Genomic DNA, 18948 nt, shown 5'->3' on the forward strand with positions numbered 1-18948 from the left:
ATGCAAATGTGCAGGTGTGCAAATGGTGGCCATCTGCACATTTGCATATTTGCACATCCTCTCATTAATCCCTATCTTTGTACTGTAATTTCATTAATTACAGAATGGTTAAGAGTAAGTTCGCAATATCAGTACATATTTTAAGCCTGCTGAGTACCGGTGGGGAAGAGTGGCTATCATCCGACTACATTGCCGGTTCTATGAATGCCAATCCTGCCCTGGTGCGCAAAGAGCTGAGTGCATTAAGAGCAGCCGGGCTGGTAGAAAGTAAAGAAGGTAAAAGCGGTGGCAGCCGCCTGCGTAAACCTGCCTCGCAGATCCGCATGTCTGACGTGTTCCAGGCTGTAAAGGAGGATCATGTATTTGGCTTCTCCCCTAACCTGCCCAATCCGGACTGCGCTGTTGGCGCAGGCATTAATGATGCGCTGGATGAATTGTTCACTGAAATAGATCACACTATTTATAACCGCCTCAAACGTATGACCCTGGCCGCTTTCACAAAACAGGTCATTAACGCCCAGGCCTGAGTTTAATTACTCCGCCGTGCCCTTCCCGGGCTGATCCCAAACTTTTTACTGAACGCATTACTGAAATGCTGGGGAGATGAGTAACCCAGTTCATGGGCAATATCTGTGAGGGGTTTATGCTGCTGTAATAAAAGCTCCCGCGCATGGTCCAGCCGCTGATCATTCAGGTAACCAAATACCGTAGTAGCAAATACCTGTTTGAAACCGGCTTTCAGCTTAAATTCATTCAGCCCTGCCAGCCTTGATAGCTCGCGCAGGGAAGGCGGCTGCTGCATATCGCTCATCAGCAGGTCGCGGGCATAGTACACCTTTTCCCGGTCTGTGGCTGATAAAGCAGCGCTTACAGGTGTGCTCCCACTCTCCGACCTTTCATATTGTTCGCACTGTAAAGCCAGCAGTTCCAGCACTTTAGATTGCAGGAACAGCTTTTTAATGCCGCCTATGAACTGGCAGCTGCGTATCTCTTCCAGCACCTTTAACATTTGCAGGGTAATGGGCTGATTATTACGCTGGTTCAGGAATACCAGCTTATTGCCGGCTACCTGCTCTGCCAAACGGTCCATTACACGGCCGTTATTTTCTGCAAACTCCAGGAAACGGTCGCGGGCAAAACTAAGCGACACCATTTCTATAGTATCCTGTTTCTTTATTTGTGCATTTTCTGATAAAGTGGGGTTATACAGCAGGTTATGCTCCAGCCGGGAAAAGTTGTAGTTACGCTTACCGGGTAAATTGCTCATAAAATTGCCTTGTAGCACAAAATGCTGGGATACCATGGTGGGCGCATCTGACGCCAGCTCCACGGCAACATTCAGGTTTTCATATACATGCGCATGGCCAAAAGCAATATGCAGCCCGTCAAAATACATTTCCCGGAAACTGGCGGTCCCAAAAGCAAACTGCAATTTCATCTCCTCTTCTATAATACGGGGGCTTAATAACTCCTGGGAGGTAAGCAGTTTATCTTCCCTATGCAGCACATTCCGGGAATCGTTCGTGATAACTACGGGCATAAAAAATCCGTTTAGTGTAAATTTTAATCCTTTTAATGCAACAGTTCTAAATAGGCAGTCCCCAAATTTGCACAAAAATATTCCGAATATAAAAATATAATATCCATGATTGGAATATTTAGAACGAATATAGCCACCCAACATGATAAGAAAAGGGTGATCGGGGAAATAGAAGCCAACTTTAACGTAATGGCCTGCAGCATAGATATTGAGGACTGCGACCGGGTGTTACGCATTGTGGGTCAGCAGGTAGTGGAAGACGCCATTATGAGCTTTGTTAAAAGGCTGGGCTACCACTGCGATCTGCTGGATTAAGGCCGGGAATAATATGGGAACCACGCATGAAACGTCATCTGCCACCAGGTAGGGGCGTTTTTCAATTTTATAACCTGCATAATCTTGTTACAACGTATATGCATCTCCCATTCCCCACTGCATTACATTATTCTCAAGGGTGCTCATGCCCGCTTAGGCGGGTTCGTAATTCGTAATTGAACAATTTGTAATGAAAAATTTCCCTTCCAATTTAGGGGTACACTAATTAACTCCCGTCATATATGCAGAAACACAAAATTTAATACCGTGTTCCTAAAATAAAAGGGTAGGTACTACCGTCTTACATGGACATATATATAAATCTTATATGAGAAAACACCTGATTCTGCTCATGTCGCTGGCCTGCTTTATACTGCAAGGACTGACACTGCACGCACAACAACGTTTTACAGTTAGTGGTTACGTAAAAGACCAACAGAACGGCGAAAGCCTGATCGGCATCTCCGTATCCAAAGCAGGCACCAGCCTGGGAACGGTTACCAACGAGTATGGATTCTTTTCACTCACCCTGCCCGCCGGGGAACATGAGCTGCAATTTTCCTACATTGGTTACACCGCAATTAAACAAACCATTACGCTTAACCGCAACCAGCAGCTGAACATTAAACTGGAAAAATCCAGCAGCCAGTTAAGCGAAATAGTTATTAACGGTAAGCAGGAAAAAGCAGTTAATACACTGAATACCAGTATTAACCGCCTGGATATTGCACAAATGAAAAAGATGCCCACCTTCCTGGGTGAGGTAGATGTGCTGCGCGCCATACAAACCCTGCCCGGTGTAACTACCGTAGGGGAAGGCGCCAATGGTTTTAACGTACGTGGTGGCGCTACTGATGAAAACCTCATCCTGCTGGATGAAGCCCCCCTGTACAACTCCACGCACATGCTGGGCTTTTTCTCCGTGTTTAACCCGGATGCCGTGAAAAGCCTGAACCTGATCAAAGGCGGATTCCCGGCAGAATATGGCGGCCGTACTTCTTCTGTACTGGATATTCGTATGAAGGATGGAGATAACCAGCGCCTGGGTCTTACCGGCGGTATCGGCAACATTTTCAGCCGCCTGGCCGTGGAAGGACCTATCAAAAAAGATGAATCATCTTTCATAATAGCTGCCCGCCGCTCTTATGTGGATGTGCTGTTCAAACCCTTCCTGAAAGGCGACATGGCAGATACCAAGCTGTATTTCTACGATGTTACCGCCAAAGGCAACTTTAAGCTGAATAAGAACAATACGCTGTTTGTAAGCGGTTACCTGGGCCGCGATGTATTTGGTTTTGGTAAAGACATAAACATGAACTGGGGTAACACCACCGGTACCGTACGCTGGAACCACGTATTTAACGACCGCCTGTTCCTGAACATGACCACCTTTTACAGCAAGTATGATTACAGTCTGAAGTTCAGCAATGAGGATGATAAAACGGCTAATGAGCCGGATCAGAATTCTTCCTGGACCTCCAATATCATTAACTACGGTGTAAAACCTTCCTTTACCTATTACATTAGCACCAGCAACAGCCTGCACTTTGGGGTGCAGGGTATCTATTACACCTTTAAACCCGGTAAAGGCGGCGGCACGCAGGATAATCAAGAAAGTGAAGTGCTCCTGAAAGACCAGCACGCACTGGAAGCCGCTGTGTATCTGGATCATGAGTATAAACCCAGCAAGAAGTTCGGCATCCAGTATGGCGTTCGTTTCTCTGCATACCAATACCTGGGTAAAGGCACGGCGTATTACTATAACGATACTACACCAGGAGTACGCAGAAGATTAATAGGTTCCAAGGATTATGGCAATAATGAGCTGATAAAAGGTTATTACTACTGGGAACCCAGGGTAAGCGCCAAGTACAACATCAACGACAACCATGCTGTAAAAGTAGCGTATGCACGCACTACACAGTTTATGCACCAGCTGTCAAACACAGCCTCCCCTACCCCGCTGGACATTTGGACACCCAGCACCAATAACATAGAGCCGCAAGTAGCCGACCAATATACCTTAGGATATTTTTATGATGCGCCTTCCGGCTTACTGGAGCTGAGTGGTGAGCTGTTCTACAAAACCATGAAGCACCAGGTGGATTATATTGACAATGCCAACCTGCAGTTGAACCAATACATTGAAGCAGACCTGTTGCCCTCCAAAGGCCGCGCATATGGCCTGGAATTAATGGCTAAAAAAGAGGTAGGCGCAACCACCGGCTGGGTAAGTTATACCTTATCCCGCACAGAGCGTCAAACTAACGGCATCAGCAAGAATGAATGGTTCCTGAACCGTTATGACCGTACACATAACATCAACCTGGTTGTATCCCACGAGTTCAACAAACGCAGCTCTCTTTCCGCCAATTGGGTGTATGCTTCCGGTACGCCCGGTACGTTTGCAGACAGCCGCCTGGAATACCAGGACTGGGACATCCCGTATAACAGTTCTGATGAGCGTAACAACTATCGTTTGCCCGCCTTCCACCGCCTGGACCTTTCGTTTACCCGTAAAGGTAAGCAGCACAAACGCTGGCAGGGCGAGTGGGTATTTTCACTGTACAACGTATATGCCCGCAAGAATGCCTATACGATCTACTTCCAGCAGAATGCAGATGATCCTTCCAAGAAAGACGCCAAACGCCTGTCTATCATAGGTTCCATACTGCCGGGTATTACGTACAACTTCAAATTCTAAGCTGACAAACTAAGAGATACTCACTGCCGCAAGGCAAATGATAAAGACAAAAATGATGCTCATGAAAAATATTCGCTTCGCCATATTAATCACCCTCGCAGCAGCTGGCTTTACCGCCTGCGAGGATACCATTGACCTGCAAGTGCCCAATGGTAAAACGTATCCCGTGCTGGATGCGTGGATCACTACAGAAGGCGGTCCGCAGTCCATCAGGCTTACACAGTCCGTTACCTCTTATACTAACAATACACCGGCGCCGGTGCTGTCCGATGCCACCATTACCCTGCAGGATCTTACGGATGCCAAGACGTATAATTTTGCTTTCAGCAATGGCGCTTACACTTACGATCCGGGTGGAGATCTAAGCATTGGTAAAGTAGGCCACGTGTATAAATTAACCGTGCTGTATAAAGGTGAAACCTTTGAAGCTACAGACACCATTAAACGCGTACCTGAAATTGACTCCATTACTTACGAGTTCAAAAAAGCAGACGAATCTACCAGCGGTGAAGAAGGTTATTATGCCTACATGAATGCAAAGGATCTTGCAGGTGGTAATGATTACTACTGGATCCGTTCTTACCGTAATGACCGCCAGCACCGCAATACAGACGTTTACGCCATTAACGGCGCCTATAATGATGATGTAGCTGATGGCTGGGTGTTTATACAGCCCATTAAGGAAGGCATTACAGATGATGATAAGCCTTATCAGAAAGGTGAGAAAGTAATTGCCCGTATCGCCTCTCTCTCCCATCCCAGCTATTATTTTATTCAACAGGTAATTGACCAGTTAAACAGCGGCGGTTTGTTTGCCAAAGTGCTGGAAAACGTAAAGCCCAATATAGTAAATGTTACCAACGGCGGCCAGCAGAAGATGCTGGGCTGGTTTGGCGCCTCTGCAGTAAGCTTTAAAGAAAAAGACATCCAATAATTTTTACAAAGAAGAATGAATAATTAATAATCGCGCAACAGACAGGCACAAGGGAATTCAACGCTATCATCCATATACGGCAGGTTTTATTCATTATTAATTATTCATTCTTCCTTCTCCTTCCTCCGCTAAAAAATAAAATCTAAACAAGATGAAAAAAATAGGACTGGCGCTGCTGGTGCTGATTACAGCACAGCAGGCATGGGCGCAGCGTGCCCCGATCGAATCACTTTTCAGCAACAATCGTACAGAAAAGAAAAAGGTAACAGTAGGCGCTTATGGCACCGCCATCGGTAAGCTTACCCCCATCAATGGCAAGCTGGGCGTGCTTACCGGCTTACAGGGCGGTGTGCTGCTGAATAATAAATGGATGTTTGGCGCCGGCGGTTATGGTTTAGCCAACAGCATTAAAGCGCCTAAGCTGAATGTGCCAAATGAAACAGATGAATACATACAAATGTGGTATACCGGCCTGATGGCGGAGTACACTCACAATTCCAATAAGCTGATCCACTGGTCTGCCGGTGCATTATTAGGCGGTGGCGGTGTAGGCCGGGATGAAAGGCACCATGGCTGGCATAATGATGATGATGATCGTCACCACGGCTGGAATGGCGGCAGCGGTTTTTTTGTAGCAGAACCTTTTGTTGGCGTGGAAGTGAATATTACTTCTTACCTGCGCCTGAATGTAGGTGGCAGCTACCGTTTCATAAGCGGTTCTGAAACACCGGGTTTAAAAGACAGTGATCTGAGTGGCGGTGCTTTTCATGTAGGTATTAAGGCCGGTAAATTCTAAAAAATTTTACCCATTATCCTAGCATGCTTAACACTGATGTATGAATGCTTGCCTTTCTGCATCGGATGTTAAGCATGCTTGTTTGAGCTTATGAGGGTATTCCAGCTTTCCTGTATGCTACATCCCTGCTATAATCCACACAACCGTATCACTTCCCCAATATCCTAACTCGCACACTTTCGGGCTTTTCCTTGTATACTGCATTCCTGCCATAGGCCAGCCAACCGCGTTCAGGATTCAGTGTTAAACCTTCGGCGTTTCGCATTCCGCATTCCGCCCTTTTTCCGTAAATTACAGTATGTCCCCTGACCTTATACACTACGCTATTCCGGGTTTTGTGCTGCTGTTGCTGGCGGAGGTGATCTTTTCCGCCATTGAAAAAAAGGACTTTTACGAAACTAAGGATGCTGCCAGCAGTATTGCAATGGGGCTGGGTAATGTGTTCCTGGGGCTGTTTACCAAAGCTATTATTTTCGGTGTATACACTTTTGTATATCAGTACCGGTTGTTTACCCTGGGCTTTGTATGGTGGGCCTGGGTGTTATGCTTTTTTGCAGATGATCTCAGCTATTACTGGTTTCACCGCGTAAGCCATACCGTACGCTTTTTCTGGGCCTCGCATGTCATTCACCACTCCTCACGCAAATACAACCTGGCTACTGCCCTGCGCCAAAACTGGACCGGTAACTTCACGGGCACTTTCCTGTTCTGGGTATGGATGCCTTTGCTGGGGTTTCATCCTGCCATGGTACTGACCATGCAGGCTATTAGTTTATTGTACCAGTTCTGGATCCATACAGAAGCTATTCATAAGCTGCCCCGGTTTATAGAATGGTTCTTTAACACTCCTTCCCACCACCGTGTGCACCACGCTTCAGATATTAAATATTTAGACCGTAACCATGCCGGTGTGCTCATTATCTGGGACCGCATGTTTGGCACCTTTACCCCGGAAACAGAACGGCCTGTTTATGGCCTTACCAGGAATATTTACACCTACAACCCGCTCCGCATTGCTACCCACGAGTGGGTAGATATCTGGAAAGATCTGCGCCATAGCCGCTCTTTTAAGGATGCCTGGCATTATTTATTTGATGCCCCCGGCTGGAGCCATGACGGTACCCGCAAAACAACAAAGCAGCTACGACGGGAACACCCGCTCTCCTAACCTCAACCTTAAGATGCCTGTCTCTTCTCAAGATTCATCTTACCCAACTTAAACCTGCATTTTTCCAAATTCCCTCACCCCTACCACTATCCTCTCAACCTTAGGGCCCCTGCCATCTTTTAAAAATCTATTTTACCCAACCTCAACCCCTATCTTTTCAAACATCCCGTTTCCCTACCACTCATCCCCTCTTACCTTCAGATCACCCTTTTTATTTGCCATTCCCGCCATCTTTTCAAGATTTCATTTTGCATTTACGAAAACTATCGTACATTTGTTTACGAAGATATTCGTATATTCATTGAAAGTATAGTATTACATTGATTATGAGCGCAGGAAAACAATTAAAACCTACAGAAAGCGAGCTGGAAATTCTGAGGGTACTTTGGGAAAAAGGGCCCAGTACCGTTCGGGAAGTGCATGAGATATTGGAACAAAGTAAAGACGCGGGTTATACCACCACCCTGAAGCTCATGCAGATCATGCATGAAAAAGGGTTGTTACAAAGAGATGCCAGCAGTAAAACACATATTTATGCTGCTGCCGTATCGCAGGAAAATACCCAGCGTCAGTTATTGGATAAAATGATAGATACCGTGTTCAATGGCTCTGCTTCCCAGCTGGTGCTGCAGGCTTTGGGCAATCATAAATCATCGAAGGAAGAGCTGGAGAAGATCAAAGAGTATCTGAACGAAATTGAAAAGCAACAACGGAAGTAGTTCGCCTTTGCAATAATCATTTTAAAATCATGGCTGCAATGTTCCTCCCTTACACTACAGACCTGGTAACAGCCCTTGGCTGGGCCATTCTGCACTCCATCTGGCAGGCCCTGCTCATATTTGGCTGCCTGCGTATTGTGCTCAAATTATGGCCCGCTGCTACGGCCAGCACCAAATATAACCTCTCCTTTATTTCACTGGCAGGTATATTCGGCTGGTTTGTAGTTACCCTGTTCCAGCAGCTGGATGCAGTTACCCAGGTTCATGCTGTTGCTAACACGGCAGCTGCTGCATCGCCCATATTGCTAAATGTGCCGGTGGTATATCAGAACCAGCAGGAGCTTACCTGGGCTTTTCCTAACCTGGAGTTCTGTTTTCCCATACTGGTAGCGCTGTATATGGCAGGTGTAGGTGTAATGTGCATTAAACTTTTTGCAGACCTGGCGCAGCTGCAGCAGATCCGCAAACAACAGGGATTGCCTGCAGATACTGCCTGGGAACAATACCTGCGTAAGTTGTCTAAACAGCTGCAAATACCCCGCAAGGTAAAATTGCTGGTATCGCAGCACATACAGGTTCCCGTGATGATGGGCTTTCTGAAACCGGTAATACTGGTGCCTATCGCCATGTTCAACAACCTGAGCGCCGAACAGCTGGAAGCTATCCTGCTGCATGAGCTGGCGCACGTAAAACGCAATGATTATATACTGAATATCTTCCAATCCATTGTAGAAACAACCCTTTTCTTTAACCCCTTTGTATGGTGGATCTCTAAGTACATCCGCCTGGAAAGGGAACACTGCTGCGACGATATGGTAATAGCCCATACCGTACAGCCCCTGCACTATGCCAAAGCCCTGGTAGCGTTGGAAGAATACCGGTTCACGACCAACCCGATGGCAATGGCGGCTGCAGACAATAAACAACATTTGTTTTACCGCATTAAACGTATCATGGAAATGAAAACGTCCCATCTCAACTATAGTCAAAAATTAATGGCAGTTTTAATTATTGCCGTTGGCTTAACCGCCATAGCCTGGATCACTCCTTCCGCTAAACAGGATAACAAAGCTGCTGCTGCAAAGCCGGCCATAGCCGCTGCTCCTGCTGCCACACCGGCAAACCAGGATACCGTGCCTGCTAAAAGTGGTACACCTGCTCCCATGCCAACCAGCACGGATGACCGGGGTAACAAGGCAGCCACCCCTGGTAGCTCCGCTGATCATGCAGACTTTGATTATGACAGTGACAAGGACATGAAGGATGCCAAAGAAAAAATGGATGCTGCCCAGGAGCAAATGATCATAGCGCAGAAAGCCATGCAGCAGGCCATGAAGAACATTGATTGGAAAAAGATCAATGAGGAAACGGCAAAGGCAATGAAAAATGTTGACTGGAACCAGATCAATAAGAATGTGAATGAGGCCATGAAGAACGTTGATTGGAAAAAGATCAATGCAGAAATAAATGCATCGATCAAAGAAAGCCAGCAGTCCTGGGACCCCGAAGTAATTAACCAAAGCGTGCAGCTGGGCTTACAAAGCGCTAAGGAAGCAATGGCCTCCATTAACCTGGAAGAGATCATTAAGAACAGTATGCAGGAAGCCCAGGAAGGCATGAAAAGAAGCTTTAGCCCGGAAGAAAAAGAATCTATGCGTAAAGAAATAGCTGCGGCCCGCAAAGAAGCCCGGCAGGCACAGGAGGAGGCACTAAAAGAAGTGCGGAAGAACACCCGGGAAGCAACTAAAAAAGCCAGGGAGCAAATGGATTATGCCAGGGCAGATGCCAGGCGCAGTGAAACCACCGCCCGTCAGCAGGCACAAGAAGGCCGCCGCCAGGCAGAGGTAGCCAGGCGCAAAGCAGAAGTTACCCGCGCCCGGTATAATGAATTAGTTAAAAAGATGGCTGCCGATAACCTGCTGGATCCCAACAAAGCTTATTCTATCGAAAAAAAGAATGGTCAGCTCTATATTAACGGCGCACAGCAATCCAGCGCAGTAATGGATAAATACCGCTCCTACCTGGAAGAAGGTAACACGATAATTCTCAAAGGAGAAAAGGATAACCTGAACATTAACATACAGGATTAAACCGCTGCTTAATTACATCCGCATACCCGCTTATCTGCCTGACCGCCATTCGCAAATAAGCATTTTTTAAGCGCTACTGCCGTTCATACAGCAGTAGCGTTTAATTTTAGCAGTTACCCTATCTTTAGGATTATAAAACTCTTTTTTTCACATGCGTGTATTAGTGATCGTATTAACCGTACTCTGTGCAGTACAGGTGTATGCCCAAACCAATGAAATTATTGTTCAGAAAAAAAATGCGGCTACCGCAGTAAAAAACCAGGCACAAACCGGCACCTGCTGGTGTTTTTCCACCACCTCGCTGGTAGAATCAGAGTGTATCCGTAAAGGAGCATCCAGCCCGGACCTCTCCGAAATGTTCACCGTACGTAATATGTACATGGAAAAAGCCCTGAACTACATCCGGCGCCAGGGTGCTGCCCGTTTTGACGAAGGCGGCCTGGGGCACGATGTGATACATGCCATGGCTACCTACGGCATTATGCCGGAAAGTGCCTACAGTGGCCTTATTAATGGCCAAACGCAGCATAACCACACCGAGCTGGTAAGTGAGCTGCGAAGCTACCTGGATAGCCTGTTGAAAGTTAAACGCCCTATCCCGGATAACTGGCAGGAGCGCGTTACCGCCATCCTGGACCAGCACCTGGGTAAACCGCCGGCCAGCTTTGAATACAATGGCCATACCTATACACCGCTCACCTTTGCCAAAGAGGTAGTAAAATTTGATCAGGCAGATTATGCCTTCTTTACCTCCTTCAGCCACCACCCTTTTTACCAGTCCTTTGTGGTAGAAGTACCCGATAATTTTTCCAACGGCGCCTATTACAACGTGCCCTTAAATGAGCTGATCAGCCTTACCAAAACGGCCATACAAAACGGCTACACGGTAATGTGGGATGCAGATGCCAGCAACCGCGGCTGGATGCCCGGCAAAGGTTATGCCCTGGCCCCTGCAGAGGATGCACCCATTATGGGCAGCACCATAGATCCCGACCAGCAGGAACGGCCTAACTCACAGGAATACCGCCAACGCCTGTACGAAGAGCTGGTTACCCAGGACGATCACCTGATGCATATTACCGGCTTAGGTAAAAGCCCTAAAGGCAAAGATTTCTTCATCGTTAAAAACTCCTGGGGCACCAATGGACCTTTAGGCGGTTACGTAAATGTATCCGAACCCTACTTCGCAATCAATACTATTACGATCATCGTACCCAAAGCAGCGCTGGATAAGTCAATAAAAGAAAAGTTGGCAATGGCTATGAAGAATTAATGTGTCAACTATATTTTGATAAGTGCATATGCGGATATACAACGTATGAATGAATATATAGCTACTCTCAAACAGATTGCTGTATAATTTAAACAAGACAAGCAACAAAAAGTATAGCGATATAAAACAGGCCAGCCCTTTCGGGGTTATTCATAGTAGCGGCAAATACCGCATGGCAGCTCACCTGTGTAGCTTATACATTCACTTTTACATCGTTGCATATCCGCATATTCACCTAACGTACTACTTCAAATTTTGTATAATGCTGTACAGGTGCATCTGTTAACTCCAGGGCGTTCACTACGGCATGGGGCGGCCCCTGCCGGCACCAGGCAATAAAAGCTTCCATAGCTGCAGCCTCGCTTTCCGCAGCAATCCACACACTACCATCCGGTAAGTTTTTTACCTGCCCGGTAATACCCAGCTGCTCTGCAGTTTGTTTGGTACTGGCCCTGAAATAAACACCCTGCACCTTTCCTTTTACAATTATCTGCTTGTGTATCTTAGCCATAGATTGCATTTTATAAACTAACCATCAACATAGATACCAAAACTACAAATAATCTAAGATCCGGTATGCCGTTGCATCCAATCTCCGGGCCCCTCCGTAACAGCAGATCATTCATCCGAAGCCATAATAGACCATTCCCGGCTCTACCCTTCTATTGAACATTCACCAATCATCTAAACATTCATCATCAATCATCGCTTTCGACAATGCCTTATTTGCATTTACATTATGCCTGCCCGTCAAACCAGGTAACCCTTTCCACTCCCTCCACGCACACGCACCACACAAAAAGAAAGAGCATAGCAATACACCCATCGTAAAATTAAATACGATCGTAGTACAACTGGTAGCCCATGCCCGTGCCGTGCAAATGCCACGGGAGCTGCCTCGGGGGCAAGAATACAGTGGCAACAAGAGCCCACGGGCATTCAAGCGCCCACAAATATTCAAGAACCCACAGGCATTTTAGAGTTACCTGGTATTGACTGTTACTATCACATGGCAAGCAGGGTTAACAACAACAAAACAGGGTTAACAGGGGACATTAATTTTCCGGTTACATTCATGGTTACTGTTCTTTGTCAAGCCAGGCGTAATCAATATAGATATGGTGAAATAAAAACTTATAGATCAGGCTGCGTAGTTAAACAAGGTGCGGTTCTGTTGCGCCTCGCCACCAAACGTAAATTCCTTCACCAGCTCGTAAGCACCACCGGCAGCCGGTTTCCTCAGCAAAGCAAAGCTCCTGCAATTGAAGCTGCGTACAAACAGCTGGTGATCAAACATCGGATATACCTGGTCAAACTCACGGGTGCTGATAGCCCTGGCCACCGTAATATGGGGCTTGTAATCATTTGGCTTCAGCTCAAACTGCTGCAGGATCTTTTTCCGTAATTCCGTTATGGGCTTGGGATTAGCTACGTTTACATAAATAGTACGTTTTACCTTACCGTGATCAAAGTGATCAAATTTGGAAGTGTATACCGTAAAACCGGATTGTTTGCGGGCAATTTCTTCCAGCAGGTGAATACAATCCTCCTGGAATTTTTCCGGGAATACAGAACGGAATAAGGAAATGTGCGCCCTGGAATAACGGCTGGTAAAAATGCCCAGCTCCTGGGCTATTTTTTCTTTGAAGCTGCGTACTTCACCCGCAGTCCGGGCGTCCGGGTTAATCACCACCAGGTAATCATAGAGTGCCGTTTCTTCGGCTGTTAAAAGGATCTGTGTTTGCATAACCAACAACTTTAAACCTTCACGATTGTTGACAACACAAATATACAACCTTTTTTCGGTTTTACTAATTTTTTTAGCATTCCTACTAATTTTTTGCGCAACCTGGTTGCGCAAAAAATTAGTATTGTTAGTATTGATTAACCCAGTTTTGATATAATAGCTGTGAAATCGGCCGCTACCAGGGAAGCGCCGCCAATAAGGCCACCATCTACATCCGGGCACGCAAACAGCTCACCGGCATTCCCGGGTTTAGCACTGCCGCCATACAGGATGCTCAGTCCTAAAGCAGCTTCTCTTCCGTACTTTTCTGCGATCTGCGCGCGGATGTATGCATGCATATCCTGCGCCTGCTGTGCGCTGGCAGTTAACCCGGTGCCAATAGCCCAGATAGGCTCATAGGCAATCACCACCTGCTTCAGTTGCTCCGCAGTCAGGTGATACAGGCTTTCTTCCAGCTGTTTGGCTACATAAGCATTTTGTGTTTCCGCCTTCCGGATCTCTAAAGGCTCCCCGCAGCAGAAAATAGGTTTTATACCATAAGCCAGCGCTACATCGATCTTCTTAGCCAGCATGGCATTGCTTTCCTGGAAATATTCCCTTCTTTCAGAATGGCCCAGTATCACATAATCCACACCGATAGATTGCAGCATTTCTGCAGATACTTCCCCGGTATAAGCGCCGGATTTTTCAGAATAACAGTTTTGTGCAGCCACATAAAAACCCGGGTAGTTCTTCAACAGGGCCTTGGCTTTTAACAGGTAGGGGAACGGCGTGGCAACCACCACTTCCTGCCCGTCCTGTAATTTAATACCGGCCTGCAGAATATCATTGATCAACTGTTCGCCCTGTGCCAGGGTGAGGTTCATTTTCCAGTTTGCCGCTGCAATTTTTTTTCTCATGATGCTGTATTAAGTTTAAAAAGAGTTACGCTTTTTCAATCGGGGGCGAAAATTATTAATTATTATCCTTAATTACTCATTTTTAACAACCGTTTCATAAACAGCCCCTAATATTTTGCGTTCCGCCTCTGTGATTTGCCTGCCTTTAAAGCCCATCCAGGCCACGGCATCCCGGGTAGCCTCCTGCAGGCGGTACACCGTGGTTCCCTCTCCGCCGCCCCAGGTAAAGGAAGGTATGAACTTAGGCGGAAAACCACCGCCAAAGACGTTACAGGACACCCCAATGACCGTACCGGTGTTTAGCATGGTATTAATACCACAGCGGCTGTAATCGCCCATTAAAACGCCGCATTTGCGCCCCGCAGGCCAGGCTTCTTTGCGGGCCTCCATCCATACCTTTACTTCGCCGGCATTGTTCTTCAGGTTAGAGCAGGTAGTATTGGCGCCCAGGTTACACCACTCACCGATTACCGCATCGCCCAGGTAACCATCATGCCCCTTGTTGGAGTAACCGAACATCATTACATTCTTGATCTCTCCCCCGCCGGTACAGCCGGGGCCCAGGGTAGTAGCACCATACACTTTGGTGCCCATCTTTAATACGGCGCCTTCCCCCATAGCTAGCGGCCCTCTTACTAGGCAGCCCTCCATCAGGTGAGCGTCTTTACCAATGTAAATAGGGCCGGTAGATGCATTCAGCACGCAATGTTCTACCACGGCGCCTGCTTCTATAAAAATATTTTCCGCTGCAGTTACCTGGTTAGAAGCAGGTATAGGCGCAGAAGTACGCCCCGCGGTCAGCAGGGCAAAATCTTCCCGGATAGCTTTATCATTTAGGCCAAAGATCTGCCAGGGCAGGTCCAGGGTATCTACGGGTCCGTTATAGTTCTTACGGTCCTCTGCAGGCAGGGTAAGGTCATTACCAGGCACAATCTTTACCAGCAGGTGGTTCTTCTTATACAGCTCCTGCCCGGCTTTTAAGGAGGCAATAGTATCAACCAGCGCTTTATCCGGCACAATATGCCCGTTGATCAGCACATGCTCAGTATTGGCGGTACCTAACCGCAGAGGATACTTTTCCTGGAGGTAAGACATTGTAAAGTGGCATACAGGCGCTTGGAGCCACTGTTCCCATTTTTCCTGAATAGTAAGGATACCGACCCTGCAGGCAGCTACAGGTCTTGTGTAGGTGAAGGGATATAAAAGATCGCGGGCGGGCGTGTCAAAAAGAATATAGTTACGCTCCATACGGGAGCTAAAAATAAAAAAATCCCACCGACAAAAGCCAGTGGGACGGGAAAATATTTGTTAAAAAGCTTATTTAGCGCTTTTCGCGTAGCGTTTGTTGAATTTATCGATACGGCCGGCAGTAACAACTAATACATTCTTACCAGTGTAAAAAGGGTGAGAAGTGTTGGAAATTTCCAGCTTAATCAACGGATACTCATTACCGTCTTCCCATTTAACAGTCTCACGGGAAGGAGCAGTAGAACGGCTTAAAAAGCTGAATCCGTTAGACATGTCCTTGAATACTACAAACCTGTAACTTTCTGGATGGATACCCTGTTTCATTATTTTATTTGTTTTTGCCAGACGAAACGATGGTTTCATCTGATTGTTATTTTTTATTTAATACGGACGGCAAAGGTAAACAGAATATTTTAAATAGCCAATACCGGACGCCCGATTTACGATTTCATGTTCACATACTGCAGGGGAATACCCAGGTTAGCCTCCTTGCATTTTTGTATAACATCCTGTAAGTCATCTATTTTCTTACCCGTTACGCGTATAATATCATCCATAATGGCAACCTGTACCTTTAAACCGGCGTCCTTGATCATTTTCACGATCTTCTTGGCATCTTCCTGTTTAATGCCATTACGTACAGGAACCTCCTTCTTATATACTTTCCCGCTCTGGTAAGGTTCCTTACTCTGGTCGTAAATAGTGGCATCCAGCCCCTGGCGCATGGTACGGCTGATGAGCACCTCTATTACCTGGTTCAGCTTCATGTCACTTTCCACTTCCAGGTTCAGCACCAGGTCTTTCTTATTCAGCTCAATGCTCACGTGGGAGCCCTTAAAGTCAAAACGGGTGGTGATCTCCTTCTTTACCGTGTTAATGGCATTATCCAGCGTTTGCAGATCTATTTTGCTAACAATATCAAAGGATGGCATAATTGAAATACTTTAATAATTGATTCCGGCAAATATAAAAAAAATTCCCGCCCTTGAGATGGACGGGAATAACCGTTAAATATTAAACTTGTTATCCAACTACCTTACCGGTAGAGACCGGCTTAGGTGTAGCGCGTTTAGCCTTCCTTTGAAATTCTGCCCATACCGGAAACCGACTGGGAGATCGCAGGATTGCCTTTATACTTTACGTTCCCCATGCCGGAAACGCCTACTTCTAATTTTTTAGCTGCATTTACACTGGCATTAGCGCTGCCGGAAATACCAATGTGCACATCGTCTGACTGCAGGTCAAAAGCGGCAATGTCCGCCTTGCCGGAAACACTGTAATTCGCTGCAGTGGAGCTGCCTTTAAGCTTTACATTACCTGCGCCGGAAACCGCTACTTTCAGCTTCTGTGCATCTACATCCAGGTCTGTATCTGCAGCACCGCTCACGGAAATTTCCAGCTCATCGGTCTTCAGCTTGCCTTTGCTGTAAAAACCACCCGAACCGCTGGCTGACAGCTCATTGATCTGCTCCATGGTTACATATACATTAATCGGTTTGGAGGGTTTAATGGAGTAACCTTTCTTCACCTTGATCTCCAGCTCTTTTCCATCGATCTCTGTTACTATGTAAGGCAGCAGGTTGCTTTCTGCTTCTACTTCTATAGAATGGGTACTACCCTGTTGTATATATACCTTAAACTCGCCGGAGGTGCCAATATCTTTAAAGGCAGATGCGGTACGTTTTTCCTGCTTTACATCGCCATTTCCTTTCACACGCTCACGCTCCTGCCGTACCACAAATGAGGAGAACACCATAATAGCAGCCAGCAACGGAATGCTCAGGAACCATATAGACTTTTTCATGACTAAGAATTTTTTAGATCGGTGAATGTTTTTGGTTTATACAAAGGTTTTGGAATGACCGTATATACGTCCGCGTTATTGCTCTTTCATGTTCACATCACTCTGTGAGCCATTGATGCTGAGCATAGGTGATTGTTCGCTGCCGCTGGCCGTGGTGGCGCTGTAAGCTAAGCGGGTATTCTTTTTAACAGAGCTTACATTTTTTACCGGAAGCCCGTCTATGCCCAGGTCTCCATAGTTTAAATTAACAGTCAGGCGCAGCGCTACTTTAGGTGCAAAGATCAGTTCAATATCACTATAATTAAGCTGAATATCCCCACCTTTAAAAGCGCTCTGTATCTCTTTTACTTTCAGGTCGCCATAAGTAAGCCGTGCATCCAGGCTTTCCCGCAGGTTGGAGACATTGAAGTCGCTATAATTAGCAGTAGCATTAAGGCTGCCCACCTGCCGGATCTTATAATCACTGTAATTGGCTTTTGTGATCAAGGTTCCCACACTACCCAATGTGTAATCAGAGTAGTTGGATTTGGTATCCAGCTTATCGGCTGCATCACAGCGTATGTCTGAATAGTTAGCCTTGATCTGCAGGTCAGCGGCTTTATCTATTTTGCCTTTATTGCAATAGTTCAGGTCCATATCCAGCGTTTTGCTGGCTTCCCGGATAGCATAAAAACAGTAGTTTAAATTCATTTTGGCAGCAAAGGGCAGCTCGTCCGTGATCACATCGCCAAAATTATTTTCCAGTGTAAGCAGGTTTAAACTTTGTGGCACATACAGTTCGTAATCAATGTTCACATAATCCTTTGAATCTTTACGGTTGCCCCAGGAGAACCACTTACTTCCCTTGCTGGGGTTGTAGCTGGTTTGCAGGCTCACGGCGCCGGCATCTGCATTGGTTTGTATGTCTACACCATTGGCTATCTCCTGTGCTTCTGACGAGCTTTTACCGTAACCGGTAATAATAACGGTTGCCTTTATCTGGTTTTTAGCCCAGGTGTGTACGATGATCTTGCCATACTTATTGTGCACATCCAGTTTGGCATTGCTGTTTACGGTAAATTCTTTTGCTATAGTGCGTTTGAACTCAATGTCGCCCTGGTGAGCGCAGGCCCACAACGGCAGTAAAAGAAAGAGTAGAATTTTAGATTTCACGTTCATGATGATTGAATGTTTTGGTTCCAGGCTGTTTGGCCTGCAGTTCTTCCAATATTTTATCTAACAGGTCCAGCTTCATTTGGTAATAGCGGACCATTGCAGAGCGGATGCGTTCATTACCCGGGTTGGCTTCCAGCTCTTTTTCCAAAAGCTGGTAAGTGTCATTGCGCAGCTCCAGCTCCTTACGGGCTGTGCTATCCAGGCCCAGTGCCTCCGGGGAGTACTGGCGAATGTCTTCCAGCTTCTGCTCTATCTGGGAGGTATAGTACAATTTTGCTTCCTGCAGCTCCGGTGAGATGGTACCCAGGTCCTGCTGCTGTTTCTTAAACTGCAGGAACTGGTATATCATAACACTGTTCACCACCAATACCAGCACTGCTGCGGCTTTCAGCCAGTGGCGCTTTAACAGCTGCACCACCTTGGGGCTGTGCCTCTGCTGCGCTTTCAGCTGCTGCTCCAGGTCTTTCCACACACGGGCGTTTGGCCCCTGCTCCTCAAAACCGGCCCTGTGCTGCCGGATAAAATCCTCAAAATTGTGTTCTGACATGCATTTCTG

The 18948-nt window shown here is 46.6% G+C and carries 19 protein-coding genes; 9 read left to right on the forward strand and 10 right to left on the reverse strand.

The window, feature by feature from the left end:
• Nucleotides 1-104: 104 nt before the first annotated feature.
• Nucleotides 105-527: an Rrf2 family transcriptional regulator gene (locus tag KVT36_RS27690; protein WP_089915746.1), complete on the forward strand. Its 423-nt coding sequence runs from the start codon at nt 105-107 to the stop codon at nt 525-527.
• A 2-nt stretch (nt 528-529) separates the two neighbouring features.
• Here KVT36_RS27690 and KVT36_RS27695 read toward each other — a convergent pair whose 3' ends face one another.
• Nucleotides 530-1540, reverse strand: a complete 1011-nt coding sequence (locus tag KVT36_RS27695; RefSeq protein WP_217606689.1) for a helix-turn-helix transcriptional regulator — start codon at nt 1538-1540, stop codon at nt 530-532.
• Nucleotides 1541-1645: 105 nt separating this feature from the next.
• On the opposite strand from KVT36_RS27695, the gene KVT36_RS27700 reads away from it, so the two are divergent.
• The 8 genes from KVT36_RS27700 to KVT36_RS27735 all read left to right on the forward strand — a co-directional run bounded on the left by KVT36_RS27700 (nt 1646) and on the right by KVT36_RS27735 (nt 11539).
• On the forward strand, nt 1646-1855 hold the full coding sequence (locus tag KVT36_RS27700) for a hypothetical protein (protein WP_089915749.1): 210 nt from the start codon (nt 1646-1648) through the stop codon (nt 1853-1855).
• A 328-nt stretch (nt 1856-2183) separates the two neighbouring features.
• On the forward strand, nt 2184-4559 hold the full coding sequence (locus KVT36_RS27705; RefSeq protein ID WP_217606690.1) for a TonB-dependent receptor: 2376 nt from the start codon (nt 2184-2186) through the stop codon (nt 4557-4559).
• A gap of 61 nt (nt 4560-4620) precedes the next feature.
• Complete coding sequence (locus tag KVT36_RS27710; protein ID WP_217606691.1) at nt 4621-5493, forward strand: DUF4249 domain-containing protein; 873 nt, start codon at nt 4621-4623, stop codon at nt 5491-5493.
• A 151-nt stretch (nt 5494-5644) separates the two neighbouring features.
• Complete coding sequence (locus KVT36_RS27715) at nt 5645-6289, forward strand: hypothetical protein (RefSeq protein WP_217606692.1); 645 nt, start codon at nt 5645-5647, stop codon at nt 6287-6289.
• A gap of 298 nt (nt 6290-6587) precedes the next feature.
• Nucleotides 6588-7457, forward strand: a complete 870-nt coding sequence (locus tag KVT36_RS27720) for a sterol desaturase family protein (RefSeq protein ID WP_217606693.1) — start codon at nt 6588-6590, stop codon at nt 7455-7457.
• Nucleotides 7458-7783: 326 nt separating this feature from the next.
• Entirely contained in the window at nt 7784-8176 is a 393-nt protein-coding gene (locus KVT36_RS27725) for a BlaI/MecI/CopY family transcriptional regulator (RefSeq protein ID WP_217606694.1), read from the forward strand.
• A 38-nt stretch (nt 8177-8214) separates the two neighbouring features.
• Nucleotides 8215-10266, forward strand: a complete 2052-nt coding sequence (locus tag KVT36_RS27730; RefSeq protein ID WP_217606695.1) for a M56 family metallopeptidase — start codon at nt 8215-8217, stop codon at nt 10264-10266.
• 151 nt (nt 10267-10417) lie between these two features.
• On the forward strand, nt 10418-11539 hold the full coding sequence (locus tag KVT36_RS27735) for a C1 family peptidase (protein WP_217606696.1): 1122 nt from the start codon (nt 10418-10420) through the stop codon (nt 11537-11539).
• Between the two features lie 235 nt (nt 11540-11774).
• On the opposite strand, the gene KVT36_RS27740 is transcribed toward KVT36_RS27735, so the two are convergent.
• The 9 genes from KVT36_RS27740 to KVT36_RS27780 all read right to left on the reverse strand — a co-directional run bounded on the left by KVT36_RS27740 (nt 11775) and on the right by KVT36_RS27780 (nt 18939).
• Nucleotides 11775-12050, reverse strand: coding sequence for an acylphosphatase (locus KVT36_RS27740; protein ID WP_217606697.1), 276 nt, complete (start codon nt 12048-12050; stop codon nt 11775-11777).
• A gap of 630 nt (nt 12051-12680) precedes the next feature.
• Entirely contained in the window at nt 12681-13286 is a 606-nt protein-coding gene (locus tag KVT36_RS27745) for a 2'-5' RNA ligase family protein (RefSeq protein ID WP_217606698.1), read from the reverse strand.
• Nucleotides 13287-13423: 137 nt separating this feature from the next.
• Nucleotides 13424-14185 carry a triose-phosphate isomerase gene (gene tpiA / locus KVT36_RS27750; protein ID WP_217606699.1) on the reverse strand — a complete coding sequence of 254 codons (762 nt, stop codon included), beginning with the start codon at nt 14183-14185 and terminating at the stop codon, nt 13424-13426.
• A gap of 72 nt (nt 14186-14257) precedes the next feature.
• Nucleotides 14258-15433, reverse strand: a complete 1176-nt coding sequence (locus tag KVT36_RS27755) for a putative sugar nucleotidyl transferase (protein WP_217606700.1) — start codon at nt 15431-15433, stop codon at nt 14258-14260.
• A gap of 69 nt (nt 15434-15502) precedes the next feature.
• Nucleotides 15503-15757: a type B 50S ribosomal protein L31 gene (locus KVT36_RS27760; RefSeq protein WP_217606730.1), complete on the reverse strand. Its 255-nt coding sequence runs from the start codon at nt 15755-15757 to the stop codon at nt 15503-15505.
• Between the two features lie 116 nt (nt 15758-15873).
• Nucleotides 15874-16365 carry a YajQ family cyclic di-GMP-binding protein gene (locus tag KVT36_RS27765; protein WP_217606701.1) on the reverse strand — a complete coding sequence of 164 codons (492 nt, stop codon included), beginning with the start codon at nt 16363-16365 and terminating at the stop codon, nt 15874-15876.
• A 137-nt stretch (nt 16366-16502) separates the two neighbouring features.
• On the reverse strand, nt 16503-17237 hold the full coding sequence (locus tag KVT36_RS27770) for a head GIN domain-containing protein (RefSeq protein WP_217606702.1): 735 nt from the start codon (nt 17235-17237) through the stop codon (nt 16503-16505).
• 75 nt (nt 17238-17312) lie between these two features.
• On the reverse strand, nt 17313-18395 hold the full coding sequence (locus KVT36_RS27775; RefSeq protein ID WP_217606703.1) for a DUF4097 domain-containing protein: 1083 nt from the start codon (nt 18393-18395) through the stop codon (nt 17313-17315).
• Entirely contained in the window at nt 18379-18939 is a 561-nt protein-coding gene (locus KVT36_RS27780; RefSeq protein WP_217606704.1) for a hypothetical protein, read from the reverse strand. Before KVT36_RS27780 ends, KVT36_RS27775 begins: the two co-directional genes overlap by 17 nt.
• Nucleotides 18940-18948: the final 9 nt, after the last annotated feature.

The sequence above is a fragment of the Chitinophaga sp. GbtcB8 genome (genome assembly GCF_019091455.1).
In the GTDB taxonomy this organism is placed as follows: domain Bacteria; phylum Bacteroidota; class Bacteroidia; order Chitinophagales; family Chitinophagaceae; genus Chitinophaga.